This is a genomic window from Kineococcus sp. NBC_00420 (genome assembly GCF_036021035.1).
Classification (GTDB): Bacteria; Actinomycetota; Actinomycetes; order Actinomycetales; family Kineococcaceae; genus Kineococcus.
In genome coordinates this window covers 3,065,622-3,080,343 of the sequence record NZ_CP107930.1, presented here as the reverse complement: position 1 = coordinate 3,080,343, position 14,722 = coordinate 3,065,622, and the positions used below count along the sequence as shown (strand labels likewise).

Below are 14,722 nucleotides of genomic sequence, written 5' to 3'. Positions count from 1 at the left end.
GACATCGGCGTGTCCGGCGGCGACCCTGAGCCTTCAGCCCTCGAGGAAGTAGCGCCGCGCCCCGCCGACGGGGTCCAGGGTCAGGAACCGCTGCGGCAGGCCGGCCCTGGTCCGCAGCGCGGCGTAACGCCCCAACGGGCCGTCGCAGGGTTCCACGACCCAGTCGCGGTCGGGGTGCTCGCGTTCGAAGGCGTCGACGTCGTCGAGCAGGTAGACGCCGCCGGCGCCCAGTTCCAGCTCGACGTCGTGCACCTCGAGCAGGACCGCGGCCGTGCTCGTCCCGGGCGCGGCCAGCAGCGCGGAGTCCCGGTCCGGGTGCCACAACACCGTGAACCCGGACCGCTCGAAGCCGGTCAGCGCCTGCTTGAGGTTCGTCACCGGGTGCTTCTCGAACCCCAGCCTCACCGCACCACTCCTTCGTCGTGTGCGGCCATCCTGCCGCAGCGGGGACGTGATGTCCCAGAACTCCGGCGACAGTCGATTCGTCAGGACTTCGGTGACGGTCGCGGAGTCATCAGGTGCAGCCACCCCGACAGCACACACTTCGCGGGATGACCGTGCGTTCCGAGACGGGTGATGCCGATGATCGTCTGACACCACCTCCTCGTATCGCTACGGTCCGAACATGCACACAGCAGCGATGGTCCGAGCTCTGCAGGTGGGAAGTGCCATCGCCTTGGGAGGTGGCCTGATCTTCGGCGCCATGCCCCTGCCGCTGCACAACTACGGTTGCACCTCCGCTTTCGCTGGCAACGTCAACGACAGCGCTGATCTCTGGCCGGCGTGCTCTCAGCAACGTGCGGACCGGCAGAACGTGGTGCTCGAGCTGACCGTCGTCTCCCTCGGTCTCGCTGCTGGGGCTGAGACGTACTTGCGACTCACGCAGCAGGAGGTCGCACGGCGGGCCGAGGAAACAACCGCACCGGCAGAGTGAGGCGTCGGAGGACCTTCTCGGCGATCGCTTGGTCATCGCCATGATCACGACGTCGCCGACCACGGTGTCGCCCCGACGGACGGGACGGGCGAAACGCCCTCCCTGCAGGTCTTCGTGTTCGAGGTCGCTCATCACGTTCCTGGGTCGGTGTGCCGGGTCGGCCGGGTGAGGTTGAGGCCGCGGATCGTCCAGTCGTATCGGCAGGGAAGGTGTACCGCCATCCCTTTACTGCGCCTCGCTGTCACTCGGCGTCGCATGGGAGGCGCGCGACCAGCGGGATGTCCGGAGGGTGGCACCACCGGTGCTACCCGGGTAGCATTTCCGTGTGAAGCTCAGCATCAGCCTCTCCGAAGCCGACGTCGCCGCCCTCGACGAACACGTCCGCGCGACCGGTCTGCCGTCTCGATCCGCGGCGATCCAGCGGGCCGTCCGGGCACTGACCCACCAGCAGTTGGAGCAGGACTACGCCGCCGCGTGGAAGGACTGGGACGACTCCGGGGACCGTGAGGTGTGGGAAGGCGCCGGTACCGACGGACTGCGCTGATGCGCCGCGGAGAAGTACGCCTCGTCGATTTCGACCCGGTCCAGGGCAGCGAGGCGAACAAGCGCCGACCGGCGGTCGTGGTCAGCAACGACCGGGCCAACGCGGTCGCCGAGCGTTTGGGGCGAGGAGTGATCACCGTGGTCCCGGTGACCAGCAACACGGCCAAGGTGTTTCCCTTCCAGGTGTTCCTCGCGGCAGAGGACACCGGACTGAACCTCGACTCCAAGGCTCAAGCGGAGCAGGTCCGCGCCGTGTCGGTCGATCGCCTGGGGCCGGCGCTGGGGCGGTTGCCGTTCGAGGCGTTGGACGCCCTCGACGACGCCTTGCGGCTGCACCTGGATCTCTGAGGCTGGTGACGAGAACGACCCCCATCGCGGGATGACCGTGACGTCGAGTAACTCCTCGCGGTGGCCGTTCTCTGCGATGCGTTCCCCTCCTGAACGCATCGCAAAGTACGGACATATCCGTCGGCGGGCGTGGTGGCGCCGAGCAGCACCCCGAGCTGCGTCCTCAGCGGGGGTTGACCTCCGCAGCGACATCTCGGGCGTGATCGGTCATCACCCAGTAGGCCGCGAGGTCCTCGGCGTGGGCGCTGGCTAGCGGCGCCCAGTGCTCCACCAGGGCTTGAGCGAGGACCGAGCCCAAGGCGCTGGTGTCCTTGCAGTTCCGATCAGCGTCGGCCAAGGCGGTCTCGGTCTCGGCCAGCGCGGTCAGGTCAGCGTTGGTGGCCTTGGTTCCATCTTGCTTGTGCAGCAGAAGGTCCCGGCGGGCGGCCTGCAACTGCACCGGTAGGTCCGCGGGGGTGGTCACGCTGTAGCCGCGGGCGTTCATGCACTGCGACCACCGCTTCGTGGCATCCTCAACTTCGCCGTCAGCAGCGACCTGGGTGAGGAGTTCCTCGCGCAGGGGCCGGACCGCGACGGAGGTGCGGGTATAGGCCTCCACATCGCTGCCGTACAGCTCTTGGACGGCCTGGCCGAAGCAGCCGGTGGTCGCCACGGTCAGGCTGCCGTTGTTCTCCAGCCGCACCGTCACCTCCACCCTCGGGTCCCCGTAGACGGCCTGCTCGTAGCCCGTCGGGATGCCGTGGACGAAGTCGCCCAGTTCACCAACGCCGGGGTCGGCCAGGGCCGCGCGGATGGCGGTGCTCAGGCCGTAGTCGGTGCCGTGCGCGGTCCACGCTGTCAGGTCCTCGATGTCCACGCCCCCCGCCGCGTCGGCGATGGGATCGGAGGGGTCAAGGGTGACCGGTGCACGCTCGACGTCGAGGCCCTGCGCGGCCAGGCACCGGTCGATCAGCACTTCCTGGGCCGGTCCGATGCCCTTCTCGGTGGGCAGCTGAGCCAGGACGTCGTCAACGGTGGCCGCGGCGCGCTGGCCGTCGCGGACCTGCTCGGCGACCGGGACAGTGCGCACCTGCCCACCGGTCCAGGGCTGGGCCCAGCTCAGGCCGAGCGCGCCGACGGCGACCAGGGCGATGGGCGCGGCGATCGCGGCGCGGCGCTGACGGCGGCGACGTTGGCCACCGCGCAGGGCGGCGCTGACCATCCCGGCCGGGGCGTGCACCCCGCGGCCGGCGGCGTCCAGACCTGAGCGCAGACGGCGCGCGGTCACGTCGTCGCTGCTGGCGTCGTAGCGGTCGTGGGGGTCGTGGGGGTTCATCAGGTGCGCTCCTCGGACGAGGGAACCGGGTGCTGGGAGGGGGCGAGGACATGGGGAGACAGGGCAAAGGTCAGGGCGGCGGTGCCGGTACTGCTGGTGCTGATGTCGGGTGGGTCCGCACGGGCAGTACCCAGCAGCTGCCGCAGCCGGGCCAGGCCGCGCGAGGCTTGGGTCTTGACCGTGCCGGTGGAACAGTTCAGCGCGTCGGCGATCTGGGCTTCGGTCCAGTCCTCGTAGTAGCGCAGCACCAGCACCGCCCGCTGACGAGGCGAAAGCTGGCGCAACGCGGTGAAGGCTTCGTCCTGGTCGGCGTAGCGGACCGCGGCGTCCTCACCCGTCGAGCTGGATCGGTGGCCGTGCTGGTCGGATCCCACCGCGTCCAAGACGGCATCAAGGGTGACCTCACGGGGGCGGCGGCCCAGTCGGCGCCAGCGGTCGGTGACAGCGCGGGCCATGACGGTACGGGCGTAAGCGGCAGGCTCTTGTACTCGTCGCCAGTGCAGGTAGGTGCGTTCGAGGGTGTCCTGTAGGAGGTCCTCGGCGCTGTGGTGGTCGCCGGTGAGGAACAGCGCGGTGCGCAGCAGGTGGTCGACGTGTGTGCTTGCCCAGTCCTCGAAGTCGCGGTCGCGCTGCTGATGGCTGGGGTGGGTGGGGTGCGGTGTAGAGCTGGGGGCAGGGCCCGGCTGGGGGTCGTGCCCTGGCTGGTTCACGGGGGCCGTCCTTCACTCTGTGCTGGCTAGGTCACCATCACAGACGCCATACGGCGCTGGATGGTTGACAGCACATCCCCAGCTTTGTGGTGTCTCCGTCCACGTTGCGACCTGGGGGCGGTGCAGCAGGGGCGGTGTAACGGGAGCGACATGTAGAGGTGTGGCGACTCAGCGGGAGTCGCTGGAGGAGGCATGTCATGGGCGAACACGACGAGCAGCGCCTGACGCGGCTGCTGCGTCACGCTGATCCGGCCCCGCTGGACGCCGTCACCGTAGAGGACATCTACGAACGGGCGTGGGAGGCGATCCGCGCGGGGATGGCCGAGGAGCACCGCACGGCAGACGCAACGGGAGGGAGGAACGCGGAGAGTACGGCGGGCACAGCGGGCACGGCGGGCACGGCGCGGCCAGCTCAGGTCGCTGCGCGGCGCCTCGACGTGATCGCTGCCGCCGACGCCCGAGCGCGTCGACGCCGGCGGGTGGCGCGCACGAGCGCCATCACGACCGCGGTGCTGCTGGCCGGAGCGGGAACCGCCGCGGCGAGCACCTACCTGGCCACCCGCACCGGGCAGCACACCAGCGGGTGGCAGATGCAGGCCGCCGGTTCCGGGGAACTGCTGAACCTCGAGGGCGATGACCGGGTGCAGGTCATGCGTGAACTCATCGCCGACATCCCTTACGCCCCAGGCTATGAAGACCTGCGCGAAGCCGAGCCGGTCACGGGGTCCCTGCGCAGCGAGAAGAATGCGCAGGTCAGTGACAGCGCCGCGCGGGCCTGGGTGGCGCGTGACGCCATCTGCACCTGGGCCGACGCCTGGGTCGCGGCGGACAGCTCTCGTGATCGCGTGGCCCGGGACGCTGCCACCGCGGCACTGGCCGGGTCGCTGCAGTGGCCGGCAGTGCGTGAGGTTGACCCCGACCCCAGTCCCACCGGCTACCTCGGTGATGAGGGAGTGGGCAGCCCGACCCAGTTCGGATGGGTGCCGGGTATCGTCACCGCCGCGCAAGGCGGGCAGCGTCAGGCGGTGCTGGACGCCGTGGCCCACGACTACAGCTGCTTCCCCGAGTACACCCCGGCGATGAACGAGGACCCCGACTATGCAGGACCGCCGCGATGAGCGCACCGCGTCAGGAGGTGGACGCGGTGCAGGGCCCTGGCTCGGCGCGGCAGACGCAGGAGGAGGCCGCCTTCGAGGAGTTGTACCGCCAGACCCGGGCGGATCTGCTCGCCTACCTGCACCGACGAAGTGGCGGGTGGGCCGGGGGCACTGGCGCCGTTGAGGCAGCGGATCTGCTCGCGCAGGTCTACCTGGTGGCCTGGCGTCGTCGCAACGTCCTGCCCCCTGCGGGGCAGCGGCGGCCGTGGCTGTACGGCATCGCGCGCCGGGTTCTGGCTGAGTACCACCGCGCTGCACCGGCTCACGTATCTCTGGAAGATCTGACCCACGAGCCGAGCGATATGCGGATGGACTGGGAGGGTGGCGGTCTCGTCGTCGCTGACGGGAACGTCACGGGAAGTTCAGCAGAGGCCGTTGTGCTGCATCAGGCCCTCGCCGGCTTGGGAGAGGTGGATCGGGAACTACTGCTGCTGACGGTGTTGGACAGGCTGAGCAGCGGTGAAGCGGCGCGGGCCTTGGGGATTAGCTCCGGGGCAGCACGTGTTCGACTGCACCGTGCCCGCCGCCGCCTGCGGACCCACGACGGGCTCCTGTCGTTGCTCGAGGCGTACGGCCCACCGATCTTGCGTCTTGCTCCCGACCTTGGTGTGCAGACCGCACCTGATGTTCACGATGTCCCTGAGACGAGGTGCTGAGGGTAGGTCAGCGTTCACATACGGTGCGGCACCCTGATCCATACCCTGCACCTCCCATGCGCCCATTGTTTGGGCCCAGCTCGACGCGACGACTCATCAGGACCGGGTCGAGGGCTGCTGGTTGGCGACAGGACGTGACATTGCCCGCGCGCCAGGACCGCGACGTCGATCGATTCCTTCGCGGACAGGTTTCTGGATCATTCATCCACCTCAGCGTGGTCAGTTGTGTCAGCCTGCGCCGGTGAACGATCGTCGATGCTTTCGCGCGGTAGGCGCTGGACTGCTGGCCGGTGTCGCGCTGATGGCCGCGGCCTGCTCGGACGGCGCCGACAGCAACCCGCCGGTGCAGCCGACGACATCTCCGACGACGCGAAGCACTGTCGTGACGGAGTCGAGCGGTCCTCGGGCAGAGGATCATTCGGCTGAGATCGCCGAGTACCGGAGTGCAGCGCAGGCAGCACTGCCTTCCCGCACCGACGTGGTGTTCGGGTCCTCCGACATCGTCACCGGTGCGGACACCCCCGAGGGTTGGCAAGTGCAGAACCTGCGGGGCAGCTCCTTCGGGCAGGGCGTAGCGGTCGGGAGCCGGCTCCTGGAGGTGGTGTGCGCGGGCCGAGGAGAAGTCGAGGTCAGCATCACCGTGCGCACGGGGCACGGCGAGGAAGTGAGTGTCACTCCGGTCTCGACCACCTGTTCGGTGCAGGGGTCGATGTCGCAGGCGACGTTCGAGGTGGGAACGGACGATGAGGGCTTCGACGTCGATGTGGTCCCTGCGGAGGGCGCCGTCGCGGTCCTCGGGTACGCCATCACTTGAGCGATCGGTCATCTATCCCATGCTCGATTGCTGGTCATGACAGCACGCGCAATTCGTCATGACCGCGACGTCGCCGACCGCGGACAACGCGGGATGACCGTGCGCTTCGCGCGCACCGCGGAATGAGCGCGAAGTCGAACGAAGGCCGAAGCGGCAAAGGCCGGAGCGACACCGGGCAGTGGTCGCTCCTTCCGTTGGGGCGGTCAGCGCTTCTGGCCAGGCCGCGCCGGTCGCCACAGCGATTGCCCCGGTTTCGCCCGAGCCGCCATGCCGAAGACGAAGATGAGACCGGAGATCGAGGAACCAACCACTGTCGAGGTCCACCCGTGCACGGAGACGGGTACGTGGAGGACCTTCATGACCAGAAACCCCGCCAAAACGCCGACGGCCCACAGCGCAGCGGCGACGGCGAACCGACGTGGGTAGGTGCTGGGCCAGGTGCTCATGTCTCTCCTCGGTGACGACTACTCGTCTTGATCATGCACTTCTGCGGGTTTGTTCTGCAGGCACCACTGAGGGTGCTCGTCCTGGGTGTGACCTTCTGCCGGCGGCGGTGGCGGTGTTGGAGGACGAACAGGGCAAAACGGTTGATCGCGCCGGCGTTCCCGTCTGCCGGGCATCGCCGGCGTTCCGCCGTGGTCAGGCGTCGTCGTCAGGCATCGGCGTCTCCTGGAGGTAGACCAGCTGGTTGCCGTCGGGGTCGCTGAAGTGGAACATCGCCGGCACGCCGTCCCAGCGCAGGACCTCCGCGTTGTGAAGCACCACACCCTCCGCGCCTGCCAGCCGTTCGTACGCGGCGTCGGCGTCGCGCGTACCCAACCGCAGCGCCATCGGCAGCGGGGTGTCCGGTGGCAGCAGGACCAGACCCACGCGCGAGCCCGGCGGGACCACCTCCACCATGCGTGCCCCCGGCCACACCTCCACGTCGTAGCGCAGTTCGCACCCCAGGACGCCGGTGTAGAAGGCCAGGGCGGCGTCCTGGTCCGCCACCGGCAGCGCAACGCTGATCACGGTCGTTGTCATCGTCATGGCGCTCAGACCTCGCGACGCTGCAAGAGTCATCGGTTCTCAGGACGGCTCGGTCGTCACCTCGCCCCAGCACCTGACGCCGGCCCACGCTCCTCGACGAGGTGGCGACCGTTGCGGAAGCTGCTCCAGAGCCATCCGGAGATCGGCATGGTCACTGTGTCGCCGGCCGAGCGGATCGCGGGATGACCGCGATGTGGGGAGCTACTGCTTCGGGTTCGAGGAGCGCTTCTCACGACGCCACGAAGTCCAGGCGGTGCTGAGCGCACCAGCAGCCACGGCAGTGATGACGCTGGCGTAGTTCCCATCCACGACTTCGCGCAAGGCGAACCACAGGCCGACTGCCACCACCAAGGCGAAGAGGATCGCTCCCGCGAGACGCGAAACCTCCTCGGTCCGGCTGAGTTGACGCCGATGCTGGGCCACGAGAACACCTTGCCGCACGGACGACACGTCGATGCGCGATCTTCGTTCGACGTCACGCGATCGGCGCCACGAGCGCGCAGATCGCGGGATGACCGTGAAGTCGTGAGTACGCCGAAGGAACGCAGCTCGTGGTGAGACGGAAGATCAGGTGAGGTGCTCGAAGGTTTCCTCGCCGCGCCGCCGACACATCCAACCCTTGTCCTCGAAGCCGAAGAGCATGGCGATCTCTGGCCCCTCGGGCTCATCACGGGTGGGCAGCAGGACGATCGCTCCGCCGGTGAGTCCCAGGCGCAGTCCCTGGACCCTCGCCTCGGTCGTCGCGGTCACGGTCCCTGGTACGAGCGAGACGGGTTTGCCCCGTGAAGCACGGACGCCGCGCGAGCGGTGACGATCACACGGCGTCGTCGGCCAGTCGTTCTCCGAAGAGGACAGCCTCCCCGGTGGAGTAGTGACTGTTCACGCTCAGGTGCTCGGCGAAGCGTGCGTCGTCGAACGCCGCGGTCAAGTCGGCGGCTGAGCGCCACTGCACGTGCTCGACGATTCGCTCGCTGCGGAGGTCGCGGAAGAAGCTCGCCGAGACGAATCCGTCGAGATGCCTGGTGTGGTCGCGCGTTTCGCTCTCGTTGTACTCGCCGACCCACCCTTGTCTACCGCTGTCGGGTGTCAGCCGGATGATCTCGTTCGCCGGGTCGGACCGAGCGCTCGATGGGTCGAGTCCGGTCACGTTGTCCGGACTCGCAGTCATCGAGGCGGCGAACTGGTAGATCCCTTCGTCGACGACGAGGTCGTCGACGAACTCGTCACCGGGTTGCGTCCGACTCAGCTCCACGGCGAACGCTTCGGCGTCGCTGCTGCTGCGCCAGAAGAAGAACCCCGTGAGGAGTTCGGTGTCAGGGGCTGGGGGCGGACCGAGCACCTGGCCCTGCGCCAGCCAGATCCCGCCGCCGTACCCTGGTCGCGGCCGTGCGAGCGCCTCGGTGGACGCCACGAGGCCAGTCCACCTGTTCCCTGCACCGCGTGGGTCGGTTGCATCGTGTGGGTCGGCGTCTGCCTTCACCACGACGAGGAAGGGAAACTCGACGAAGTTGACGTCGTCCATGTCAGTGACCTCCGGCTCTTGTGACGAGCTCGTCGTCCTGGTCGTCGAGCAGGCGAGCGGTGACTCCGAGCTCGATGTCGACCCGGTTGCCCGCCAAGACCCCCTGTCGATCGAGGGGAACGCCGAAGCGGACTCCGAAGTCCTGACGATTCACCTGCCCCGTCGCACGGAACCGGACGTCGTGGCGTCCTTCGGCGTCGCGCTCGAACCGGATCTGTGTCACCTCCAGCACGACGGGGCGGGTGACGCCGCGCATGGTGAGGGAGCCGTGGATTCGAACGTCGTCGTTGCTCGGTGTGATGGCGGTCGAGGTGTACGTGATCGCCGGGTGGTTCTCGGCGTCGAACGGGTCCTTGGAGCGGGTTCCGTCATCACGCCGGGTGTCGAAGGTGTTCATCGAGCGCACCTGGATGCTCGCCTGGACGGAGGACCTGGTGACGTCGGGACGGGTCACGATCCGGCCGTCGAACTCGGTGAAGACATCTGGCACCTTCTTGGTGATCAAGTGGCGGATCGAGAACTTCACCGTGCTGTGCTGTGGATCGATGATCCAGGTCCCCGTCACGTACTTGCCGGATGCTTGTGCCATGGGTCTCGGTCTCCAGGTCCAGTTCGATTGTCGAGAACAGGTTGGGTGCTTCACGGGCGACGTCTCTCCGAGGTTGTTCCTCGGGTTCGTCTCGAGGACTCACCGTCGAGCGAGGGCGCTTCACGCGGTGAGCGTCGTTTCAGGCCATCTGTTGCCTGCGCTGGGGGTACTCAGGAGACCGCGGAGCTGAAGAGCCCGTGTGCTCCCAGCACCGAGAGGTCCGTGGCCGTGTAGCCACCGTCGACCGCGATGATCTGAGCGGTGATGAACGAGGCCGCGTCACTGAGCAGGAACAGCACCAGCGCGGCGGCCTCTTCGCTGGTCGCGGCCCGCTCGAGGGGGAGGGTGCGGAGAAAGCGATCCATACCGGCCTGGTCGTCGTAGGCGAAGGCAGTGGCATCAGTGCGCGTCAGCCCGGGGCGGATCGCGTTGACCCGCACACCCTGAGGTCCCAGCTCTGCCGCCAGGGCTCGGGTGGCGGCGTCCAGCGCACCCTTGGCCGCGGCGTACAGACTGGTCGTCGGCTGGCCCACGGCCGCCATCGCGGAGGAGATGTTGACGATGCCGGCGCCTGGCTGCAGGTACGGTGCAGCTGCCGCGATCAGGAGCAGTGGAGCACGTACGTCCAAGGCCAGGACGTGATCGATCGTGGACGCCTGCAGGTGCTGCACGGGTTGGAACGGTGCGATCCCGGCGTTGTTGACCAGGCCGTCGATGCGGCCATGTCGCTGCAGCACTTCACGAACCAGGACAGCCGCGGCGTCCGCTTCGGTCAGGTCACCCACCAGGTAGGTGCAGGAGGGCCCCAGTCGATCGGCGTGGGTGTGCAGCGACGTCTCGTCGCGGCCGGTGATGACCACGGAAGCCCCGGCAGCTACGAGGGCTGTGCTGATGGCGGCGCCGAGACCACGTCCGCCCCCGGTCACGATCATCGTCTTGTCGAACAACGAGCGTGGTCGAGGGCTGCTCTCCACCACGGTAGTGGTCTCTTCGTCGGCGGATTCCTGCGCGTCGACCGTCGCGCGAGCTGTCGCGGGGGTGCCTGATGTGGGGGGCGTGGCTGTGGGCAACTTCGCCTCGGTCATGGTGGTTCTCTCCAGGAGGGGGACAGACCCTGGTTCGCGAGAGCGAGCACCTCGCCGATGGCGCACGAGGAGACGGGAACACGAGTCAGGGGCGTGGGTTTCCAGCCCCGGACCGCTCGTGTCGAGCGACCACTTCACCATGAGGCGAACGATCTGAGCACAACCCGCTCGAGACCTGTTCGTTCCAGTGAGTTCGAGATGCGCTCGGTTGCCCAGAACTGACGGAATCGGGCAAGGGAAGTCTCCTGTGAGGATTGCCACAGGCAGGACCTGAGGATTGGGATGGCGATCTCGAGACCGTTCTGGGCAATGGTGAATCGTCGACGTCGACCCCGCCTGAGCGGGCAACGCCGGCGTCTGGACGGGCGGCAGGACCGGTGATCTGACTCGTTGAGGAGTGGTCGGCCGGGCCGGGATGTCGTAGAGGTGGGGTAGACCTGTCACCGTGCTGAACCTGACCCCCCGCGGACCGTTCTCGCTCGCCGCCGGCAGGCGCTTCCTGGACGGTTTCGCCCCCGCGGGCCGGACGGTCGAGGACGGCCCGCTCCGGTTGGCGTTCGCGCCCGACGGCCGCGGCGCGACGACCGGTGTCGCGCTCACCCAGTCTGGCGACGGTGTGGTCCACGCCGAGGTCGTGGGGGCCGAGCCGCCGGGGTTCGCCGACCACCTGGCTCGCGTCCTGTCCCTGGACGTGGACGGCACCGGCTTCCCCGCCGTCGCCGACCGGGACCCCGTCGTCGGTCGGCTTCTCGCCTCCTACCCCGGACTGCGACCGGTCGGTTTCTACTCGCCCTACGAGGCGGCCTGCTGGGCCGTGGTCACGCAGCGGTTGCGGATCACCCAGGCCGCCGGGGTCGTCGCGGGCATCCGGGCCCGTTGGGGGGAGGCCGCCGAGGTCGCCGGCCGTCCGGTGGCGGCGTTCCCGTCCGCCGCGGTGCTGCGCGAGGTGGCCGGGGAACTCCCGCTGCCCGACGTGAAGCGGGAACGGCTGCGCGGCCTCGCCGAGGCCGCCCTCGACGGGCGGCTCGACGGCGCCCGGTTGCGCGCGATGTCTGCGGAGGAGGCGGTCGCCGACGTCAGCCTGCTGGCGGGGATCGGCCCCTTCTCCGCCGAGCTCGTGGTCGTGCGGGGTGCGGGCCACCCGGACCGGTTCCCGACCAGCGAGGGGCGCCTGCACGACTCGATGCGCCAGCTGTACGACCTACCCGGAGCCGACGTCGAGGAGCTGGCCTCCGTGGCCCGCGCCTGGGCCCCGTACCGGACCTGGGTCGCCGTGCTGCTCCGCGTCGACCGCGAGGCCAGCACCGGCGAGATCGCCCGCGGGGCCAGGGTCACCCTCGCAGCCGCCGCCCGCAGAGGGTCACGCTGAACTCGGCCGCCTGCAGCGCGGCCGACAGCCGGGTCGGCGCGTGCACCGAGGCGCCGTCGGCCTCCTGCACCGAGCACCGGGTCGCGGACGTCGTCATGACCGCGCGGCACCGGATGCCGTTCTCCGGTGGGCCGGCACCTCAGTGCAGGGCGACCCCTCGGTTCACGTGGTTGCTGAGAAACGTGTGCTCATCGTCTCCGCGCTCCTCGACGCTGCCCAGGACGGACAAGACCAAGCCTGCGTCCGCGGCGGTGGTCGAGGTCACCATGCGGAAGGTGCGCTGCTGGCCTGCGCCCAACACCCCGAGCTGGCAGTAGCGGTGACTGAGTCCGGCGTAGTCGCACTCCGGTGGGTAGTCGTCGAAACCCCGCAGGTCGCCCTCACCGGAGGCGAGGGCGACCGCGTCCAGCACCGCACCACTGATCGTCTCGCGGCCGGTGTTGGTGACCGTGAACTGCGACACGACCGCCTCCCCGGCACGCACGTCGGGACTGACGCTCAGATCCACCCGCAGTGGTGGGGAGATGACCCCCGTGCTCGGACTCCAGAGCAACGTCCCGCCCTGGAAGTCCTGCGCCACCTCACCACTGAGCCCACCCTCCTCGGCGACGGGGTACTCCTCGGTGAGGGGGTAGCCCAGCCAGGAGCGCTCCCAGCCCTGACTGGCGTAGTAGGAGAAGAAGTCACCGTGCACGGCGTGGGCACCGGTCTCAGCGGACCAGTACGCCTGCCCACCCTGAAAGCGTTGGTAGACCCCTCCGACCGCCGGCAGCTCCCCGGTCAGGGGGAAACCCAGGTAGCTGTTCTCCCAGCCCAGCGAGGCCCACCAGGTGCGGAAGTCGCCGTGCACCTCGTGCGCGCCGGTGGTGGGGCTCCAATAGATCGAGGCGCGCTCGAAGTGGTTGAAGGCCCCGGTCTTGATGGGGGTGCGAAGCTCATCGGTCAGTGGTGCACCGGGTTGGAAGGCACCCGGGTCGGCGCGCAGGTGCAGCCATTCCTGCTCGATCGCCCCGTGGACATCGCGGGGGCCCTGCGGTCCTGGGTAGGTCGTGGCGTGCGCAGTTCCCGTTCCGCACCCGAACGCAGCAGCGGCCACCACCACCGCCGCCAGGGCTGCGGTCACTGCCGTGCGCGGCGTTGTCGTCTGCATGTCGTCACTCCTTCGCACCCGCTCGTTCGTCATCACCGTCCGGGTTTCTCATCACACGAGCCCTCCCTACCAGGTTGAGGTGAGACACGAGCGAGAGCCACCGCCCCGAGCATCCCGTGCAGCGGGGTTCGGCGTCTCGGGGATGCATCACCTCGACCGCCGCTCTGCCGCCGCCGCGCACGGGGGTTCGAACCCCCACCACTCAGCGAGTCACTCGCTGATGAGTTGCGTCCCCACCCCGCACGCTCCTGCTGACCGCGAGCGGTGTCGCCCACTCGTGCGTTTCGTCCAGCAGGGTGGATCGCGCCGCCGTCCGCTCATCGTGCGAGCGGACGGCGACGACGTCACGACACTTCCCGGATGGGCTGCTCCGGGTGGACTAAGTTGCTGGTGGCCCTGTGTCCCCCGAGCCGGCTCAGATCGCCAGGATCGTGTCCAAGGGTTTCGTCACCTGCGCCAGTTTCGGCCCCGACGTCCCCAGTTCCCCGGGCCAGCGCGTCACCGTCACCGAACCGGCGTGGAAACCCGTCCACCCCGGCGTGGTGCCGGCGGCGCAACCCAGCACCCAGGGGTACTGGATCTGGTTGGCGTAGATCATCCGGGAGAAGTCGACGCCGACCTGCTGCCGCGTCACGCCCGCTGCGACCGAGCTCATCCCGTCGAAGAACTTGCCGCCGTAGTTCGGCACGTCGCGACCGACGGTGAAGGTCGTCACGAACCGTTCGCTGCCCTCCGTCAAGGACCCGTCAGCGGCGAAGCAACCGGCGTAGGCGTCGCCGGTGACGCTCGTCGTCAACAGCGTGGGACCGGGCGACTTCGCCATCTGCACCAGGAAACCCCCGACGGAGGTCTGCACGCTCAACCCCGCCGCGACCTCGAAGGTGACGCTTCGGGTGTTGTTGTCCTCCCGGGTCTCCTCGATGCGGGCCGCGTCGTCGACGAAGGCCCGCAGGGTGTGCCGGCCGGCGGTGGCCTGCCAGGTGGGGGAGGCGGTCGGTCCGCTGTTGGCGGTGACCTTGACCGACTGCCCAGGCTGGATGGCGGAGGTCGTGGTGTCGGACCACGTCTGCAGCTTGCCGTCGACGGCGAAGGCCACTCCGCTGATGACACCGTCCGGGGTCGGGGACTTGCCCTTGTTCGTGATGGTCGCGGTGAAGCGGACCTGCTGTCCCGCCACCGCCTGCACCGGAGCCCACTGGGTGGAGGTGACGACCAGGTCGGGTCCGGTGGTCGCGGCATCAGCGGTCGTGGGGAGGGCCACGAGCGCGGCCCCCACCGCCGCCACCGCCGCCTTCTTCCTCGTCCTCACCGCCACGGTGACGCGGTCGCGTCCTCGTCCGCGCCCTCGCCGAGACGGTTCCGGCGGTGTGACGGCAGACTGGAACTGGTCGTTCACGTGGTGTCCCCAACGGTTCTCGGATCCCGCGAGCGCGTGACCACGGGACAACGTAGCCCCGGTCTGCTCCCGGTGAGTGATCTTCACGGAATCGACCCGCGACGA

Annotated in this window: 19 protein-coding genes; 7 read left to right on the top strand and 12 right to left on the bottom strand. The window is 68.9% G+C overall.

The annotated features are described in order from the left end of the window. Positions 1 to 33 precede the first annotated feature (33 nt). The gene (locus tag OG218_RS15125; protein ID WP_328294055.1) at positions 34 to 405 is read right to left on the bottom strand and encodes a hypothetical protein; all 372 of its coding nucleotides are present in this window, start codon (positions 403 to 405) and stop codon (positions 34 to 36) included. Between the two features lie 220 nt (positions 406 to 625). Here OG218_RS15125 and OG218_RS15120 point away from each other — a divergent pair, with 220 nt between their 5' ends. From OG218_RS15120 to OG218_RS15110, 3 genes are all read left to right on the top strand, one after another. Next, positions 626 to 934, top strand: a complete 309-nt coding sequence (locus OG218_RS15120; RefSeq protein WP_328294054.1) for a hypothetical protein — start codon at positions 626 to 628, stop codon at positions 932 to 934. A 325-nt stretch (positions 935 to 1,259) separates the two neighbouring features. Further along, positions 1,260 to 1,478, top strand: coding sequence for a ribbon-helix-helix domain-containing protein (locus OG218_RS15115; RefSeq protein WP_328294053.1), 219 nt, complete (start codon positions 1,260 to 1,262; stop codon positions 1,476 to 1,478). Then, complete coding sequence (locus OG218_RS15110) at positions 1,475 to 1,825, top strand: type II toxin-antitoxin system PemK/MazF family toxin (protein ID WP_442906510.1); 351 nt, start codon at positions 1,475 to 1,477, stop codon at positions 1,823 to 1,825. Before OG218_RS15115 ends, OG218_RS15110 begins: the two co-directional genes overlap by 4 nt. A gap of 163 nt (positions 1,826 to 1,988) precedes the next feature. Here OG218_RS15110 and OG218_RS15105 read toward each other — a convergent pair whose 3' ends face one another. Together OG218_RS15105 and OG218_RS15100 are read right to left on the bottom strand one after the other, a co-directional pair. Continuing rightward, positions 1,989 to 3,140: a hypothetical protein gene (locus tag OG218_RS15105; protein ID WP_328294051.1), complete on the bottom strand. Its 1,152-nt coding sequence runs from the start codon at positions 3,138 to 3,140 to the stop codon at positions 1,989 to 1,991. Continuing rightward, complete coding sequence (locus OG218_RS15100; protein WP_328294050.1) at positions 3,140 to 3,850, bottom strand: SigE family RNA polymerase sigma factor; 711 nt, start codon at positions 3,848 to 3,850, stop codon at positions 3,140 to 3,142. The genes OG218_RS15105 and OG218_RS15100 overlap by 1 nt, the downstream gene beginning before the upstream one ends. Before the next feature lie 197 nt (positions 3,851 to 4,047). Here OG218_RS15100 and OG218_RS15095 point away from each other — a divergent pair, with 197 nt between their 5' ends. From OG218_RS15095 to OG218_RS15085, 3 genes are all read left to right on the top strand, one after another. Then, entirely contained in the window at positions 4,048 to 4,968 is a 921-nt protein-coding gene (locus OG218_RS15095; RefSeq protein ID WP_328294049.1) for a hypothetical protein, read from the top strand. Next, positions 4,965 to 5,663, top strand: a complete 699-nt coding sequence (locus tag OG218_RS15090; RefSeq protein WP_328294048.1) for an RNA polymerase sigma factor — start codon at positions 4,965 to 4,967, stop codon at positions 5,661 to 5,663. The genes OG218_RS15095 and OG218_RS15090 overlap by 4 nt, the downstream gene beginning before the upstream one ends. A gap of 241 nt (positions 5,664 to 5,904) precedes the next feature. After that, complete coding sequence (locus tag OG218_RS15085) at positions 5,905 to 6,477, top strand: hypothetical protein (RefSeq protein WP_328294047.1); 573 nt, start codon at positions 5,905 to 5,907, stop codon at positions 6,475 to 6,477. Positions 6,478 to 6,680: 203 nt separating this feature from the next. On the opposite strand, the gene OG218_RS15080 is transcribed toward OG218_RS15085, so the two are convergent. The 7 genes from OG218_RS15080 to OG218_RS15050 form a co-directional block, all read right to left on the bottom strand. Then, complete coding sequence (locus tag OG218_RS15080; RefSeq protein ID WP_328294046.1) at positions 6,681 to 6,923, bottom strand: hypothetical protein; 243 nt, start codon at positions 6,921 to 6,923, stop codon at positions 6,681 to 6,683. Between the two features lie 193 nt (positions 6,924 to 7,116). Continuing rightward, on the bottom strand, positions 7,117 to 7,506 hold the full coding sequence (locus OG218_RS15075; RefSeq protein ID WP_328294045.1) for a VOC family protein: 390 nt from the start codon (positions 7,504 to 7,506) through the stop codon (positions 7,117 to 7,119). Positions 7,507 to 7,707: 201 nt separating this feature from the next. Next, a complete protein-coding gene (locus OG218_RS15070; RefSeq protein ID WP_328294044.1) occupies positions 7,708 to 7,929 on the bottom strand; it encodes a hypothetical protein in 222 nt (73 codons plus the stop codon). 144 nt (positions 7,930 to 8,073) lie between these two features. After that, the gene (locus OG218_RS15065) at positions 8,074 to 8,256 is read right to left on the bottom strand and encodes a hypothetical protein (RefSeq protein ID WP_328294043.1); all 183 of its coding nucleotides are present in this window, start codon (positions 8,254 to 8,256) and stop codon (positions 8,074 to 8,076) included. Positions 8,257 to 8,320: 64 nt separating this feature from the next. Continuing rightward, complete coding sequence (locus OG218_RS15060; RefSeq protein ID WP_328294042.1) at positions 8,321 to 9,028, bottom strand: hypothetical protein; 708 nt, start codon at positions 9,026 to 9,028, stop codon at positions 8,321 to 8,323. Between the two features lies 1 nt (position 9,029). After that, entirely contained in the window at positions 9,030 to 9,617 is a 588-nt protein-coding gene (locus OG218_RS15055; RefSeq protein WP_328294041.1) for a YceI family protein, read from the bottom strand. A 170-nt stretch (positions 9,618 to 9,787) separates the two neighbouring features. Beyond that, on the bottom strand, positions 9,788 to 10,702 hold the full coding sequence (locus OG218_RS15050; RefSeq protein WP_328294040.1) for an SDR family NAD(P)-dependent oxidoreductase: 915 nt from the start codon (positions 10,700 to 10,702) through the stop codon (positions 9,788 to 9,790). Positions 10,703 to 11,147: 445 nt separating this feature from the next. Here OG218_RS15050 and OG218_RS15045 point away from each other — a divergent pair, with 445 nt between their 5' ends. Next, positions 11,148 to 12,071: a DNA-3-methyladenine glycosylase family protein gene (locus OG218_RS15045; protein ID WP_328294039.1), complete on the top strand. Its 924-nt coding sequence runs from the start codon at positions 11,148 to 11,150 to the stop codon at positions 12,069 to 12,071. A 139-nt stretch (positions 12,072 to 12,210) separates the two neighbouring features. On the opposite strand, the gene OG218_RS15040 is transcribed toward OG218_RS15045, so the two are convergent. Continuing rightward, a complete protein-coding gene (locus tag OG218_RS15040) occupies positions 12,211 to 13,221 on the bottom strand; it encodes an LGFP repeat-containing protein (protein ID WP_328294038.1) in 1,011 nt (336 codons plus the stop codon). Positions 13,222 to 13,636: 415 nt separating this feature from the next. Beyond that, positions 13,637 to 14,530, bottom strand: coding sequence for a CARDB domain-containing protein (locus OG218_RS15035; protein ID WP_328294037.1), 894 nt, complete (start codon positions 14,528 to 14,530; stop codon positions 13,637 to 13,639). Between the last annotated feature and the right edge of the window lie 192 nt (positions 14,531 to 14,722).